Genomic DNA, 14,654 nt, shown 5'->3' with positions numbered 1-14,654 from the left:
TCAGCGGGGTTCGGCCTTCGGCCCCCGGGCTTCGGCCCGGGGGCCTTTTCCGCGTGCCCCCGGTCACGCCATATGCTGCACGCATGACGAGTGAGCCGGAGCAGCAGTTGGGAGTGGGCACGCAGGACGCGTTCCAGCGTCTGTGGACGCCCCACCGGATGGCCTACATCCAGGGCGAGAACAAGCCGACCGGCCCGGGCGCCGACGACGGCTGCCCCTTCTGCTCGATCCCGGCCAAGTCCGACGAGGACGGGCTGGTCCTCCGGCGCGGTGAGCTGGTGTACGCCGTGCTCAATCTGTACCCGTACACGGGCGGCCATCTGATGACCGTGCCGTACCGGCACGTGGCCGACTACACGGACCTCACGGTGGCGGAGACGGCGGAGCTCGCCGAGCTCACCAAGCAGGCGATGACGGCCCTGCGCACCGCGTCCGGCGCGCACGGCTTCAACATCGGCATGAACCAGGGCACGGTCGCGGGCGCAGGCATCGCCGCCCACCTGCACCAGCACGTCGTCCCGCGCTGGGGCGGCGACACCAACTTCATGCCGGTGGTCGGCCACACAAAGATCCTCCCCCAGCTCCTCGCGGACACCCGCAAAATGCTCGAAGAGGCCTGGCCGACGCCCTAGCTGCGGGCAGTCGTGCCTCCCCCAGTGCCTTAAGGGCCTGGGAGGTGCCCCCAGGGCGGCACGGGTGGGCGGTGGGGGAGGCACCTCGTAAGCGCCGAGCCGCGCACCACCCCCCGCCCAGCCACAACCCGCCGTACCTGACGCCTACGCGTCGTACACGTCCGCCTTACGAGGCGAAGCATCCTGCACCGCCGTGCTGAGGAACGACGACCGCGACCCGAACTTCTCCGTGTCCACCCCGTTCTCCTCCAGCACCTTGATCGCCGCCGAGTGCACCACTCGCAGCACCGGCGCAGCCGCCCGCAACGCGTCGTCCGCCATGAACCGGTGCCGCCACGGCTTGTCCGCCCACGCGTGCCGCAGACCGAACGGCTCGGGCAGGCTCAGCTTGCCACCGAGCCAGTACAGCAGCGGCGGGTACCAGGTCAGCGGCGCCCGGGCGGCCAGGCGTACCACCTCGTCCGAGTCGACCAGCGGGAGCTTCACCTTCCGGGTCTCCCAGAACTTGATCGACTTCTGGACCTCCTTCTCCTTGGCCGCCGGCTTGCTGGTGAACAGCGAGTGCACCGGCCCCAGCGCGTGCCCGGTGACCTCGATGCGCAGCGTCTCGTGCAGCACGGTCACGGTGATCAGCATGGTGATCACCAGCTGGCCGTCCCACAGCGTCCACTGCACCCCCAGGTAGTGCCGGTCGCCCGCGCCGAACTGCTGCTTGTTGCAGATGTCCTGTATGGCGTGCGACTTGATCTGGTACGCCTCGACGTCCGTGCCCTCCGGCCTGGACACCGACGTGGCGTTCTCACCGATCGGCGTGACGATCCAGTGCCGTACCGACGGCTTGGGGAAACCGCCGGTGTGCAGCGGCCCGCGCTCCAGCATCCGCAGCCGGTCGTGGATGGACTTGACGACGTCCCAGCTGCGGAACGGGTTGATCTCCCGGTCCGGGTCGACGGGCACCAGGTCCTCGGCGAGCTGCCAGCTGCCCCAGCGGGTACCCATGCCGAGTATGCCCTTGGGCCCGGCGTAGAAGACGGAGTTGGACTGCTGCTCGGCGCTGAGCCGGGCCAGGGACTGGCGCAGTTGCTCGGCCGCGGTCTCGCCGGGACTGCTCGGTACCGCCTCGGGCACCTTGGCGCCGACACTGCTGCCGGAGAGCAGGCTGTCCCAGCGCTCGCGCAGGTCCTTCGCCGTGCGCTCGCAGATCTGCTTGGCCCAGAACCAGCCCAGCACCGGTGCGACGACGGCCGCGCGCGCGTACCAGCCCCAGAACCCCTCGAAGGGCATGCGGATCAGGAAGAGCACGGCGAGGGCGCCCACGGCGACCAGCAGGGTGGTGGCGAGCGCCCCGGCCCGTTTGTCCTCCCGCTTGGCCATCGTCGTACGGATCTGGAAGACCAGCAGCCACAGGAGGAGACCGGGCAGGAACAGCAGCCCGCACAGCACCATGACGGCGCTCAGCCAGTTGTCGCGCTCGCGGCGGATACGGTGTGCGGCGAGCGAGTGCTCGACCACCACCTGCGGCTGGGTGCCGAAGGACTGGATGAGAGGCGCGCGCCCGGAGCCCAGCATCCGGTCGATGATCGCCCTGGAGAACGCCTCGCCCAGATTGGGCCGGAACAGCTTCAGCCTGGGCGCGCTGACTTCCGACTTGTGCCACTCGTTGTTGGCCTTGAGTATCTCCTCGGCCTCGTTGTCCCGGTAGGCCGCGGACGCCAGCGCGAACGTCGGCGTCTGCCCCTCGTCACCCGTGCGCGGCACCTGCGGACCGAAGAACTCCGCGTAACCGCTCTCAACGGTCATTCCCGCCCCCGATCGCCGCGACTGTCGTCTTGCGGCCTTCCCGACTTCCTTGCTGCGCACACCTGTTGATCAGGTCTTCAGCGTATCCGCACGCGCGGGCGTCCGTCGGCGGACGGCCCAAGCCGTCCGCCGCCACGGAGTGAAGCATTCCGAAGTCGCCCCGGGGCGGGGCGCGTACGCGGGCGCCCGCCGGGTCTCCCCGCGGGCGCCCGGCGCCGACTACGAGGCGGCGCGCGCCTCTTCCTTGACCCGTTCCGCCACTTGCGGCGGCATGGGTTCGTGCCGCGCGTACCGGCGGCTGAAGCGGGCCGTGCCGTGCGAGAGGGAGCGCAGGTCGACGGCGTACCGGCCGATCTCGATCTCCGGGACCTCGGCCTTGATGAGGGTGCGTCCGCCGGCCGACTGCTCGGTGCCGAGCACCCGGCCGCGCCGGCCGGACAGGTCGCTCATCACCGGGCCGACGTAGTCGTCGCCGACCAGGACGCTCACCTCGGCCACCGGCTCCAGGAGATGGATCTTCGCGTCCGCGGCGGCCTCCCGCAGCGCCAGCGCGCCGGCCGTCTGGAACGCGGCGTCGGAGGAGTCCACCGAGTGCGCCTTCCCGTCGAGGAGCGTCACCCGCACGTCGATCAGCGGATGCCCCGCGGCGACTCCCTTGACCGCCTGGGCCCGTACGCCCTTCTCGACGGAGGGGATGAACTGCCGTGGCACGGCGCCGCCGACCACCTTGTCGACGAACTCGATGCCCGAGCCGTTCGGCAGCGGCTCCACCTCGATCTCGCAGATCGCGAACTGCCCGTGCCCGCCCGACTGTTTGACGTGCCGGCCGCGCCCGGCGGCCTTCCCGCCGAACGTCTCCCTGAGCGACACCCGGTGCGGTACGACGTCGACCTGGACGCCGTAGCGGCTGCGCAGCCGCTCCAGGGCCACGTCCGCGTGCGCCTCGCCCAGGCACCACAGCACCACCTGATGGGTGTCCTGGTTCTGCTCCAGCCGCATCGTCGGGTCCTCGGCCACCAGCCGGGCCAGCCCCTGCGAGAGCTTGTCCTCGTCGGGTTTGCTGTGTGCCTCGATGGCCAGCGGCAGCAGCGGATCGGGCATCTCCCACGGCTCCATGAGCAGCGGGTCGTCCTTGGCGGACAGGGTGTCCCCGGTCTCCGCGCGGCCGAGCTTCGCCACGCACGCGAGGTCGCCCGCGATGACGTGCGAGACGGGCCGCTGCTGTTTGCCGAACGGAGTGGACAGCGCGCCGATCCGCTCGTCCACGTCGTGGTCCTCGTGTCCGCGGTCGGCGAGCCCGTGCCCGGAGACATGGACGGTCTGGTCGGCGCGCAGGGTGCCGGAGAAGACCCGGATCAGGGAGATCCGGCCGACGTACGGGTCGGAGGAGGTCTTCACGACCTCCGCGACCAGCGGGGCGTCGGGGTCGCACGGCTTGAGCTCGCGCGGCCTGCCGTCCACGGTGGTCACGCTCGGGGTGCCGTGCTCCAGCGGCGTCGGGAAACCGCGGGTGATCAGCTCGAGCAGTTCGACCGTGCCGAGTCCCTGACGGGCGCCGTCGGCGGCGGGGGCGGCGGCCAGGACGGGGAAGAACACCCCGCGCGCGACCGCCCGCTCCAGGTCCTCGATCAGTGTCTTGACGTCGACCTGCTCACCGCCGAGATAGCGGTCCATGAGGGTCTCGTCCTCGCTCTCGGCGATGATCCCCTCGATGAGCCGGCCGCGGGCCTCCTCGATCAGCGGCAGCTGGTCCTCGCCCGGCTCGGACTCCTTGCGCTCGCCGGTGGAGTAGTCGAACAGCTTCTGCGTCAGCAGCCCGGTCAGGCCCGTCACGGGCGCGTGCCCGTCGGGCCCCTCGGGGCCGTGCAGCGGCAGGTACAGCGGCAGTACGGCGTCGGGGTCGTCGCCGCCGAAGGTCTCCGCGCAGATCCTCGTCATCTCGTCGAAGTCGGCGCGGGCCGCCTCCAGGTGCGTGACGACGATGGCGCGCGGCATGCCGACCGCCGCGCACTCGTCCCAGACCATGCGGGTCGAGCCGTCCACGCCGTCCGAGGCCGAGACGACGAAGAGGGCCGCGTCCGCCGCTCGCAGACCGGCCCTGAGTTCCCCGACGAAGTCGGCGTATCCGGGGGTGTCCAGTAGGTTGACCTTGATGCCGTCCCATTCCACCGGCACCAGGGAGAGCTGTACCGAGCGCTGCTGACGGTGCTCGATGTCGTCGTAGTCGGAGACGGTGCCGCCGTCCTCCACGCGGCCCGCCCGGTTCACCGCTCCCGCGGTCAGCGCGAGAGCCTCCACCAGAGTCGTCTTGCCCGATCCGGAGTGGCCGACCAGCACCACATTCCGTACGGACGCGGGGTGGTCGGCCGCCTGTGCCCTGCCGGCGGCTCCGGGGTGTGTGTGCGCCTTGTCGCCCATGATCCTGCCTCCCGTGCACGGTGAGGTCACTGTGGGCGCGGACCCGCGGAATCCGCGTGCGGTGCGGCTCCGGCGACGCCCGCGGTCCTTCGAGCTTTCCACTCCCGTCACGGTGCGTCCATACGAAGGACGCGATCCCGCCGCCCACGCCTGCTCGGGGCCCCGGGGCCACACCGCCTGAGCGGTGCCGCCCGCGCCGGTGGCTCCGGTCTGCGGGGCGCGCCTGCCGGTCTGTCGGCCGTCGGTCGCCGCGGCGCAGTCGTCCCGCGCCTGCCAACGGCGCCGGGGGCACACCGCCTGAGCGGTGCCGCCCGCGCCGGTGGCGCCGGGCCGTGGGGCGCGCCTGTCGGTCTGTGGGCTGGCAGTAGCCGCGGCGCAGCTGTCCGGCGCCGGCGCTCCGGCTCCTTGCGGGGGTGCCGCGTCGGCGCGGGCGGCAGCATGCCGGTGGGTCCGGTGCCGACGGGGTGCCCGTCCGCCGGGCGGGTCCTCCTCCCAGCGCGGGCATGCGGGTGCCGCGCCGCCCCCGCCGGTGGCTCCGGGCTGCGGGGCGCGTCGGCCGGTTTGTGGGCCGGTGGTCGCCGTGGCGGAGTTGTCCGGTGCCGGCGCTCCGGCTCCTTGTGGGGGTGCCGCGTCGGCGCGGGCGGCAGCATGCCGGTGGGCCCGGTGCCGGCGGGGTGCCCGTCGGGGTGTTGCGCCTGGCCGGACGGCTCGATCCGCCGGGCGGGTCCTCCTCCCAGCGCGGGCGTGCGGGTGCCCCGCCGCCGCCCGCGCGTGCGCGTGGCTACGATTGGGCCCGCCGGTGGCCAGCAGGGGCCACGCGGCCACACCGACCGTCGGGAAGGCCATGCTGAACAAGTACGCGCGTGCATTCTTCACGCGTGTCCTCACACCGTTCGCCGCGTTTCTCATCCGGCGGGGGGTCAGCCCCGACACGGTCACCCTCATCGGCACCGCCGGAGTGGTCGCGGGCGCGCTGGTCTTCTACCCCATGGGCGAGTTCTTCTGGGGCACGGTGGTGATCACGCTGTTCGTGTTCTCCGACCTGGTCGACGGCAACATGGCCCGCCAGTTGGGCCGCTCCAGCCGCTGGGGCGCCTTCCTGGACTCCACCCTGGACCGCGTCGCCGACGGCGCGATCTTCGGCGGCTTCGCCCTGTGGTACGCCGGGGGCGGCGACGACATCGCCCTGTGCGCGGTGTCGATCTTCTGCCTGGCCAGCGGCCAGGTGGTGTCGTACACCAAGGCGCGCGGCGAGTCGATCGGCCTCCCGGTCGCCGTCAACGGTCTGGTGGAGCGGGCCGAGCGGCTGGTGATCTCGCTGGTCGCGGCCGGTCTCGCGGGGATGCACGCATTCGGGGTACCCGGCATCCAGTACCTGCTGCCCGTCGCCCTGTGGATCGTCGCCGTCGGCAGCCTGGTCACACTGATCCAGCGGGTCGTCACCGTGCGCCGGGAGTCCGCCGAGGCGGAGGCCGCGGAGCGGCAGGAGACCCAGGGGAGCGAGGCCGCGAAGTGAGCGCCCAGGAGCGGCTCACCGACGCCCTGTACGGCGCCGGCTGGGGCACGGTCAAGAAACTCCCCGAGCCGGTCGCCGTCCGCCTGGGCCGGAGCATCGCCGACCTCGCGTGGAAGCGGCGCGGCAAGGGCGTCCTCCGGCTGGAGAGCAACTACGCGCGCGTCGTGCCGGACGCGGGTCCCGAGCGGCTGGCGGAGCTCTCCCGCGCGGGGATGCGGTCGTATCTGCGCTACTGGATGGAGTCGTTCCGGCTGCCCGCCTGGAGCCCCGAGCGCATCGCGGCCGGCTTCGACCCCAAGGACCTCCACCACCTCACCGACGGCATGGCGGCCGGCAAGGGCGTCGTCCTGGCGCTGCCGCACCTCGCCAACTGGGACCTCGCCGGAGCCTGGGTCACCACGAAGCTCGGCATACCGTTCACCACCGTCGCCGAGCGCCTGAAGCCGGAGACGCTGTACGACCGGTTCGTCGCCTACCGCGAGGGCCTCGGCATGGAGGTGCTGCCGCACAGCGGCGGCTCCGCCTTCGGCACCCTGGCCCGGCGGCTGCGCGACGGCGGACTGGTCTGCCTGGTCGCCGACCGCGACCTGTCCGCCTCCGGGGTCGAGGTCGGCTTCTTCGGCGAGACCGCCCGGATGCCGGCCGGACCCGCCCTGCTCGCCCAGCAGACCGGCGCCCGGCTGCTGCCGGTGACCCTCTGGTACGACGACTCGCCGGTGATGCGGGGCCGGGTCCACCCGCCGGTCGAGGTCCCCGAGTCAGGTACCCGGGCGGAGAAGACGTCTGTCATGACACAGGCGCTGGCCGATGCCTTCGCCACCGGGATCGCCGACCATCCGGAGGACTGGCACATGCTCCAGCGCTTGTGGCTCGAGGACCTCGATCCCGCGCGGGACCCCGCGACCGCCCCCGGGCAGGACCGGGAGGGGACCTCGTGAGGATCGGCATCGTCTGCCCGTACTCCTGGGACGTACCGGGCGGCGTCCAGTTCCACATCCGCGACCTGGCCGAGTACTTCATCCGGCTCGGCCACGAGGTGTCCGTCCTCGCCCCGGCCGACGACGACACCCCGCTGCCGCCGTACGTGGTCTCGGCGGGCCGCGCGGTGCCGGTGCCGTACAACGGCTCGGTGGCCCGGCTCAACTTCGGCTTCCTGTCCGCCGCGCGGGTGCGGCGCTGGCTGCACGAGGGCGCCTTCGACGTCGTCCACATCCACGAGCCGACCTCGCCCTCGCTCGGCCTGCTCACCTGCTGGGCCGCCGAGGGGCCGATCGTCGCCACCTTCCACACCTCCAACCCGCGCTCCCGCGCGATGATCGCCGCGTACGCCATCCTCCAGGCCGCCCTGGAGAAGATCAGCGCGCGGATCGCGGTGAGCGAGTACGCCCGGCGCACCCTCGTCGAGCACCTGGGCGGCGACGCGGTGGTCATCCCGAACGGCGTCGACGTGGACTTCTTCGCCAAGGCCGAGCCCCGGCCGGAGTGGCAGGGCGACACCATCGGCTTCATCGGGCGGATCGACGAGCCCCGCAAGGGCCTGCCGGTCCTGATGGGGGCGCTGCCGAAGATCCTCGCCGCCCGTCCCCAGACCCGGCTGCTGGTCGCCGGCCGCGGCGACGAGAAGGAGGCGGTGGAGTCGCTGCCCCGGGAGCTGCGCCCGCGCGTGGAGTTCCTCGGCATGGTCAGCGACGAGGACAAGGCCCGCTTCCTGCGCAGCGTCGACCTGTACGTGGCGCCCAACACCGGCGGCGAGAGCTTCGGCATCATCCTCGTCGAGGCGATGTCGGCGGGCGCGCCGGTGCTCGCCTCCGACCTGGACGCGTTCGCGCAGGTCCTCGACCAGGGGGCGGCGGGCGAGCTGTTCGCCAACGAGGACGCGGACGCCCTCGCGGAGGCGGCGCTGCGGCTCCTGGAGGACCCGGAACGCCGCGCGGGGCTGCGCGAACGCGGCAGCGCCCACGTCCGCCGCTTCGACTGGTCCACGGTCGGCGCGGACATCCTGTCGGTCTACGAGACGGTCACGGCGGGCGCGGCGGCGGTGGCGACCGACGACCGCGCGACGGGGCTGCGGGCACGGTTCGGCCTCGCACGCGACTGACGGCCCGGGGTGGGCGCGGCCCCCGGGGACGGAACCGTGACCGGCGGTACTAGCCTTTCCGCCCGTGACCGCAACCCTCATCTGGATCCTCGTCGCCCTCGTCGCCGTCGGCCTCTACCTGAGCTGGACGGCGGGGCGCCTGGACCGGCTGCACGCCCGCATCGACGCCGCCCGTGCCGCGCTCGACGCGCAACTGCTGCGCCGCGCCTCCGTCGCCCAGGAACTGGCCACCTCGGGCGTGCTCGACCCCGCCGCCTCGATCGTGCTCTACGAGGCCGCGCACGCCGCGCGGCAGTCGGTCGAGGAGCAGCGCGAGGTGGCCGAGAGCGAGCTCAGCCAGGCCCTGCGCGCGGTCTTCGCCGACGCGCCGCAGGTGGACGCGGTCAGGGAGGCACCCGGGGGAGAGGAGGCGGCCCTGGAGCTCGCCGAGGCGGTCCGCAGGGTCCCGATGGCCCGCCGCTTCCACAACGACGCCGTACGCGCCGCGCGGGCGCTGCGCCGGCACCGCAAGGTGCGCTGGTTCCGCCTCGCGGGACACGCCCCCTTCCCGCTGGCCTTCGAGATGGACGACGAGCCGCCGGCCGCCCTGGTCGAACGGGCCGCATAGCGGCGGGATCCGGCCACCCGGCCGGGCCGCGCCGACCGAAAAGGATCCACCGGCTTCCCATTGGCCCTTGCTGTGGACTGCTCCGCTCACGTTTCCTCGGTGCTGCAGAAATCCCCTCCTTCCCCCAGCGAGGTCATTCGTGTCCAGCACGCTCTCCGAAAACCAGGGTCCCGAGACCGGCACCGCCCGCGTGAAGCGCGGCATGGCCGAGCAGCTCAAGGGCGGCGTGATCATGGACGTCGTCACGCCGGAGCAGGCGAAGATCGCCGAGGACGCCGGCGCCGTCGCCGTCATGGCCCTGGAGCGGGTCCCCGCCGACATCCGCAAGGACGGCGGCGTGGCCCGGATGTCCGACCCGGACATGATCGAGGGCATCATCGACGCGGTCTCCATCCCCGTGATGGCCAAGTCCCGCATCGGCCACTTCGTCGAGGCCCAGGTGCTCCAGTCGCTCGGCGTCGACTACATCGACGAGTCCGAGGTCCTCACCCCGGCCGACGAGGTCAACCACTCCGACAAGTGGGCGTTCACCACCCCCTTCGTCTGCGGTGCCACCAACCTGGGCGAGGCCCTGCGCCGCATCGCCGAGGGCGCCGCCATGATCCGCTCCAAGGGCGAGGCAGGCACCGGCAACGTCGTCGAGGCCGTCCGCCACCTGCGCCAGATCAAGAACGAGATCGCCCGCCTGCGCGGCTACGACAACAACGAGCTGTACGCCGCCGCCAAGGAGCTGCGCGCCCCCTACGAGCTGGTCCGGGAGGTCGCCGAGCTGGGCAAGCTCCCCGTCGTCCTCTTCTCCGCCGGCGGTGTCGCCACCCCGGCCGACGCCGCGCTGATGCGCCAGCTCGGCGCCGAGGGCGTCTTCGTCGGCTCCGGCATCTTCAAGTCCGGCGACCCGGCCAAGCGCGCCGCCGCCATCGTCAAGGCGACCACCTTCTACGACGACCCGAAGATCATCGCGGACGCGTCCCGCAACCTCGGCGAGGCCATGGTCGGCATCAACTGCGACACCCTCCCCGAGGCCGAGCGCTACGCCAACCGCGGCTGGTAACCCACCCATGACCGCAGCACCTGTCATAGGCGTCCTGGCCCTCCAGGGCGACGTACGGGAGCACCTTGTCGCCCTGGCCGCGGCCGACGCCGTGGCCAGGCCGGTCAGGCGCCCCGAGGAACTCGCCGAGGTCGACGGCCTGGTCATCCCCGGCGGGGAGTCCACCACGATCTCCAAACTGGCTGTCCTGTTCGGCGTGATGGAACCCCTCCGCGCGCGCGTGCGCGACGGCATGCCCGTCTACGGCACCTGCGCCGGCATGATCATGCTGGCCGACAAGATCCTCGACCCGCGCTCGGGCCAGGAGACCGTCGGCGGCATCGACATGATCGTGCGCCGCAACGCCTTCGGCCGGCAGAACGAGTCCTTCGAGGCCGCGGTCGACGTCAGGGGCGTCCCCGGCGACCCGGTGGAGGGCGTCTTCATCCGCGCCCCCTGGGTGGAGTCCGTCGGCGCCTCGGCCGAGGTGCTCGCCGAGCACGACGGCCACATCGTCGCGGTGCGCCAGGGCAACGCGCTGGCCACGTCGTTCCACCCGGAACTGACCGGCGACCACCGCGTGCACGGCCTGTTCGTCGCCATGGTGCGCGCGTACCGGACGGCCGAGTCCTTGTAGGATTCCTGCGTTCGTTGCAGAGATGGGTTACGCGAAGGAGACAGGCAGATGTCCGGCCACTCTAAATGGGCCACGACGAAGCACAAGAAGGCCGTGATCGACGCCAAGCGCGGCAAGCTCTTCGCGAAGCTGATCAAGAACATCGAGGTCGCGGCCCGGATGGGCGGTGCCGACGTCGACGGCAACCCGACGCTCTACGACGCCATCCAGAAGGCGAAGAAGCAGTCGGTCCCGAACAAGAACATCGACTCCGCGGTCAAGCGCGGCGCGGGCCTCGAGGCCGGCGGCGCCGACTACGAGACGATCATGTACGAGGGCTACGGTCCGAACGGTGTCGCGGTGCTCATCGAGTGCCTCACCGACAACCGCAACCGCGCCGCCTCGGACGTCCGTGTCGCGATGACCCGCAACGGCGGCTCCATGGCCGACCCCGGCTCGGTGTCCTACCTGTTCAACCGCAAGGGCGTGGTGATCGTCCCCAAGGGCGAGCTGACCGAGGACGACGTCCTGGCCGCCGTCCTCGACGCGGGCGCCGAGGAGGTCAACGACCTCGGCGAGAACTTCGAGGTCCTCAGCGAGGCCACCGACCTGGTCGCGGTCCGCACCGCCCTCCAGGACGCCGGCATCGACTACGAGTCCGCCGACGCCAACTTCGTCCCGACCATGCAGGTCGAGCTGGACGAGGAGGGCGCCAAGAAGATCTTCAAGCTCATCGACGCGCTCGAGGACAGCGACGACGTGCAGAACGTCTTCGCCAACTTCGACGTCAGCGACGAGATCATGGAGAAGGTCGACGCGTAACGCGTCCACCGCGCAGCGGGCCGGCGGGACACACCCCGTCGGCCCGTCGCTCTGTCAGTGGCACCCGATAGCCTGCACAAACAGGTGATCGAGGGAAGGGGGCGGCGCGTGCGCGTACTGGGGGTGGACCCGGGGCTGACCCGCTGCGGCGTCGGCGTCGTGGAGGGTGTCGCCGGCCGGCCCCTCACCATGCGCGGCGTGGGAGTCGTCCGCACACCGGCGGACGCCGACCTCGGCCACCGCCTCGTCGCCGTCGAACAGGGCCTTGAACAGTGGCTGGACGAGCACCGGCCCGAGTTCGTCGCCGTGGAGCGCGTCTTCAGCCAGCACAACGTGCGTACGGTGATGGGCACCGCCCAGGCCAGCGCCGTCGCCATCCTGTGCGCCTCCCGCCGGGGCATCCCCGTCGCCCTGCACACGCCCAGCGAGGTCAAGGCGGCCGTCACCGGCTCGGGCCGCGCCGACAAGGCCCAGGTCGGGGCCATGGTCACCCGCCTGCTGCGGTTGGACGCCCCGCCGAAGCCCGCCGACGCCGCCGACGCCCTCGCGCTCGCCATCTGCCACATCTGGCGCGCCCCCGCCCAGAACCGGCTCCAGCAGGCCGTCGCCCGGCAGGCCTCCAAAGCCACCCGCGCACCACAAGCCCCGCACGCATCGAAAGGCCGTACGGCATGATCGCCTTCGTCAGCGGCACGGTCGCCGCCCTCGCCCCCGACACCGCGGTGGTCGAGGTCGGCGGGGTCGGCATGGCCGTCCAGTGCACGCCGAACACCCTCTCCACCCTCCGCGTCGGACAGCCGGCGAAGCTCGCCACCTCCCTGGTGGTCCGCGAGGACTCCCTGACCCTGTACGGCTTCGCCGACGACGACGAGCGCCAGGTCTTCGAACTGCTCCAGACCGCCAGCGGCGTCGGCCCCCGGCTGGCCCAGGCGATGCTCGCCGTGCACAGCCCCGACGCCCTGCGCAGAGCCGTCGCCACGGGAGACGAGAAGGCGCTGACCGCCGTCCCCGGCATCGGCAAGAAGGGCGCCCAGAAGCTGCTCCTGGAGCTGAAGGACCGCCTCGGCGAGCCGGTCGGCGCCCCCGCCGTGGGCGCACCCGTCACCAGCGGCTGGCGCGACCAGCTGCACGCCGCCCTCATCGGCCTCGGGTACGCGACCCGCGAGGCCGACGAGGCCGTGTCCGCCGTCGCGCCCCAGGCGGAGGCCGCCGAGGGCACTCCGCAGGTGGGGCAGCTGCTGAAGGCGGCCCTGCAGACGCTGAACCGCGCCCGATAGCCCGTACGGAGAGCTGAGGCATACGCACATGAACTGGGACGACGCCGCCGACACCGACGCCACCGGCGAGCGGCTGGTGGGCTCTGTCGCCGACCGCGAGGACCAGGCCGTCGAGGCCGCCCTGCGCCCCAAGGACCTGGGCGAGTTCATCGGCCAGGAGAAGGTCCGCGAACAGCTCGACCTGGTGCTGCGCGCCGCCCGCGCACGCGGCGCGACCGCCGACCATGTGCTGCTCTCGGGAGCCCCCGGCCTGGGCAAGACCACCCTGTCCATGATCATCGCCGCTGAGATGGAAGCCCCCATCCGCATCACCTCGGGCCCGGCCATCCAGCACGCCGGCGATCTCGCGGCGATCCTCTCCTCCCTCCAGGAGGGCGAGGTCCTCTTCCTCGACGAGATCCACCGGATGTCCCGGCCCGCCGAGGAAATGCTCTACATGGCCATGGAGGACTTCCGCGTCGACGTGATCGTCGGCAAGGGCCCCGGCGCCACCGCCATCCCCCTCGAACTGCCCCCCTTCACCCTGGTCGGCGCCACCACCCGGGCCGGCCTGCTGCCGCCCCCGCTGCGCGACCGCTTCGGCTTCACCGCGCACATGGAGTTCTACGAGCCCGCCGAGCTGGAGCGGGTCGTGCACCGCTCCGCGAGCCTCCTCGACGTGGAGATCGATCCCGCGGGCGCCGCGGAGATCGCCGGCCGGTCCCGCGGCACGCCCCGGATCGCCAACCGGCTGTTGCGCCGCGTCCGGGACTACGCGCAGGTCAAGGCCGACGGCCTGATCACCAAGGACATCGCCGCGGCGGCCCTCGCCGTCTACGAGGTCGACGCCCGGGGCCTCGACCGGCTGGACCGGGCGGTACTGGAGGCCCTGCTGAAGCTCTTCGGCGGCGGACCCGTGGGCCTGTCCACGCTCTCCGTCGCGGTCGGCGAGGAACGTGAGACCGTGGAGGAAGTGGCCGAACCCTTCCTCGTGAGGGAGGGCCTGCTCGCCCGCACCCCGCGCGGACGGGTCGCCACCCCGGCGGCATGGGAGCATCTCGGCCTCACGCCGCCCCGCTCACAGGGCCCCGGAAACGGACAAGGGGACCTGTTCGGGGCGTGACGGCGAGGACGGTGGCCCATGCAGGAACCCCGGTGCCATGCTGAGCGTTGTTCCCTGCGCGCGGACTCGCTTAGACTCCGCCGATGCCACCCTTGTCGGCGGCATCACATACCCCCAACCATCAGGCCGTTCACCATCGCGGTCGTGTGAAGGAAGTTCCGACCCGTGAGTCTCCTGACCCTACTCCCGTTCATCGTGCTCATCGGGGCCATGTTCCTGATGACCCGATCGGCCAAGAAGAAGCAGCAGCAGGCCATCGACATGCGGAACCAGATGCAGCCCGGTTCCGGCGTCCGCACCATCGGGGGCATGTACGCCACGGTCAAGGAGGTCAACGAGGACACGGTCCTCCTCGACGCCGGCCCCGGTGTGGATCTGCTGTTCGCCAAGAACGCGATCGGTGCCGTGCTGACCGACGACGAGTACAACCGCATCGTCCACGGCATCGAGCACGACCTGAAGTCCGACGTCGTCCCCGACGACGCCTCCTCCCTCACCGAGACCGACGACACCTCCGACGCTGCCGCCGCCTCCGACGACACGCCTGTCGACCTCGGCAAGAAGGACGCGGCCGACGAGCCGGCCGACGCCGATCCCGCCGACGGGGACAAGGCGGACGCACAGTCGAAGAAGTCCGAGGGCGACTCCGACGCGAAGTAGTCGTGTCCCGGGGGGGGGGGGGGGGGGACACCGCCCCCAGGACAGAGGCAAAGCGACCAGAAAAACCCAAACAGAC

At 72.0% G+C, this 14,654-nt stretch carries 14 protein-coding genes; 12 read left to right on the top strand and 2 right to left on the bottom strand.

Annotation, left to right across the window (positions count from 1 at the left end; all coding sequences use genetic code 11):
- Positions 1-83: 83 nt before the first annotated feature.
- Positions 84-632: an HIT family protein gene (locus ACZ470_RS29950; protein WP_468432236.1), complete on the top strand. Its 549-nt coding sequence runs from the start codon at positions 84-86 to the stop codon at positions 630-632.
- 144 nt (positions 633-776) lie between these two features.
- Here ACZ470_RS29950 and ACZ470_RS29945 read toward each other — a convergent pair whose 3' ends face one another.
- Together ACZ470_RS29945 and ACZ470_RS29940 are read right to left on the bottom strand one after the other, a co-directional pair.
- On the bottom strand, positions 777-2,432 hold the full coding sequence (locus ACZ470_RS29945; protein ID WP_468432234.1) for a hypothetical protein: 1,656 nt from the start codon (positions 2,430-2,432) through the stop codon (positions 777-779).
- A 219-nt stretch (positions 2,433-2,651) separates the two neighbouring features.
- Positions 2,652-4,850 carry an elongation factor G-like protein EF-G2 gene (locus ACZ470_RS29940; RefSeq protein WP_468432232.1) on the bottom strand — a complete coding sequence of 733 codons (2,199 nt, stop codon included), beginning with the start codon at positions 4,848-4,850 and terminating at the stop codon, positions 2,652-2,654.
- Between the two features lie 787 nt (positions 4,851-5,637).
- On the opposite strand from ACZ470_RS29940, the gene pgsA reads away from it, so the two are divergent.
- The 11 genes from pgsA to yajC all read left to right on the top strand — a co-directional run bounded on the left by pgsA (position 5,638) and on the right by yajC (position 14,578).
- Entirely contained in the window at positions 5,638-6,366 is a 729-nt protein-coding gene (gene pgsA / locus ACZ470_RS29935; RefSeq protein WP_468432230.1) for a phosphatidylinositol phosphate synthase, read from the top strand.
- Positions 6,363-7,304: a phosphatidylinositol mannoside acyltransferase gene (locus ACZ470_RS29930; protein WP_468432229.1), complete on the top strand. Its 942-nt coding sequence runs from the start codon at positions 6,363-6,365 to the stop codon at positions 7,302-7,304. The genes pgsA and ACZ470_RS29930 overlap by 4 nt, the downstream gene beginning before the upstream one ends.
- Positions 7,301-8,464: a glycosyltransferase family 4 protein gene (locus ACZ470_RS29925; RefSeq protein ID WP_468432227.1), complete on the top strand. Its 1,164-nt coding sequence runs from the start codon at positions 7,301-7,303 to the stop codon at positions 8,462-8,464. The genes ACZ470_RS29930 and ACZ470_RS29925 overlap by 4 nt, the downstream gene beginning before the upstream one ends.
- 64 nt (positions 8,465-8,528) lie before the next feature.
- A complete protein-coding gene (locus ACZ470_RS29920) occupies positions 8,529-9,071 on the top strand; it encodes a LemA family protein (protein WP_468432225.1) in 543 nt (180 codons plus the stop codon).
- 139 nt (positions 9,072-9,210) lie between these two features.
- On the top strand, positions 9,211-10,122 hold the full coding sequence (pdxS, locus tag ACZ470_RS29915; RefSeq protein ID WP_468432223.1) for a pyridoxal 5'-phosphate synthase lyase subunit PdxS: 912 nt from the start codon (positions 9,211-9,213) through the stop codon (positions 10,120-10,122).
- Between the two features lie 7 nt (positions 10,123-10,129).
- Complete coding sequence (gene pdxT / locus ACZ470_RS29910; protein WP_468432221.1) at positions 10,130-10,738, top strand: pyridoxal 5'-phosphate synthase glutaminase subunit PdxT; 609 nt, start codon at positions 10,130-10,132, stop codon at positions 10,736-10,738.
- A 48-nt stretch (positions 10,739-10,786) separates the two neighbouring features.
- Entirely contained in the window at positions 10,787-11,539 is a 753-nt protein-coding gene (locus tag ACZ470_RS29905) for a YebC/PmpR family DNA-binding transcriptional regulator (protein ID WP_468432219.1), read from the top strand.
- Positions 11,540-11,647: 108 nt separating this feature from the next.
- Complete coding sequence (gene ruvC, locus ACZ470_RS29900; RefSeq protein ID WP_468432217.1) at positions 11,648-12,214, top strand: crossover junction endodeoxyribonuclease RuvC; 567 nt, start codon at positions 11,648-11,650, stop codon at positions 12,212-12,214.
- Positions 12,211-12,816: a Holliday junction branch migration protein RuvA gene (gene ruvA, locus ACZ470_RS29895; protein WP_468432216.1), complete on the top strand. Its 606-nt coding sequence runs from the start codon at positions 12,211-12,213 to the stop codon at positions 12,814-12,816. Before ruvC ends, ruvA begins: the two co-directional genes overlap by 4 nt.
- Positions 12,817-12,844: 28 nt before the next feature.
- Positions 12,845-13,918, top strand: coding sequence for a Holliday junction branch migration DNA helicase RuvB (ruvB, locus tag ACZ470_RS29890; RefSeq protein ID WP_468432215.1), 1,074 nt, complete (start codon positions 12,845-12,847; stop codon positions 13,916-13,918).
- A 165-nt stretch (positions 13,919-14,083) separates the two neighbouring features.
- Positions 14,084-14,578 (top strand): preprotein translocase subunit YajC, encoded by a 495-nt coding sequence (yajC, locus tag ACZ470_RS29885; RefSeq protein ID WP_468432213.1) that lies wholly within the window; start codon positions 14,084-14,086, stop codon positions 14,576-14,578.
- Positions 14,579-14,654: the final 76 nt, after the last annotated feature.

The organism is Streptomyces sp. NPDC031111 (genome assembly GCF_055570675.1).
This window is presented reverse-complemented; position numbering and strand designations above follow the sequence as displayed.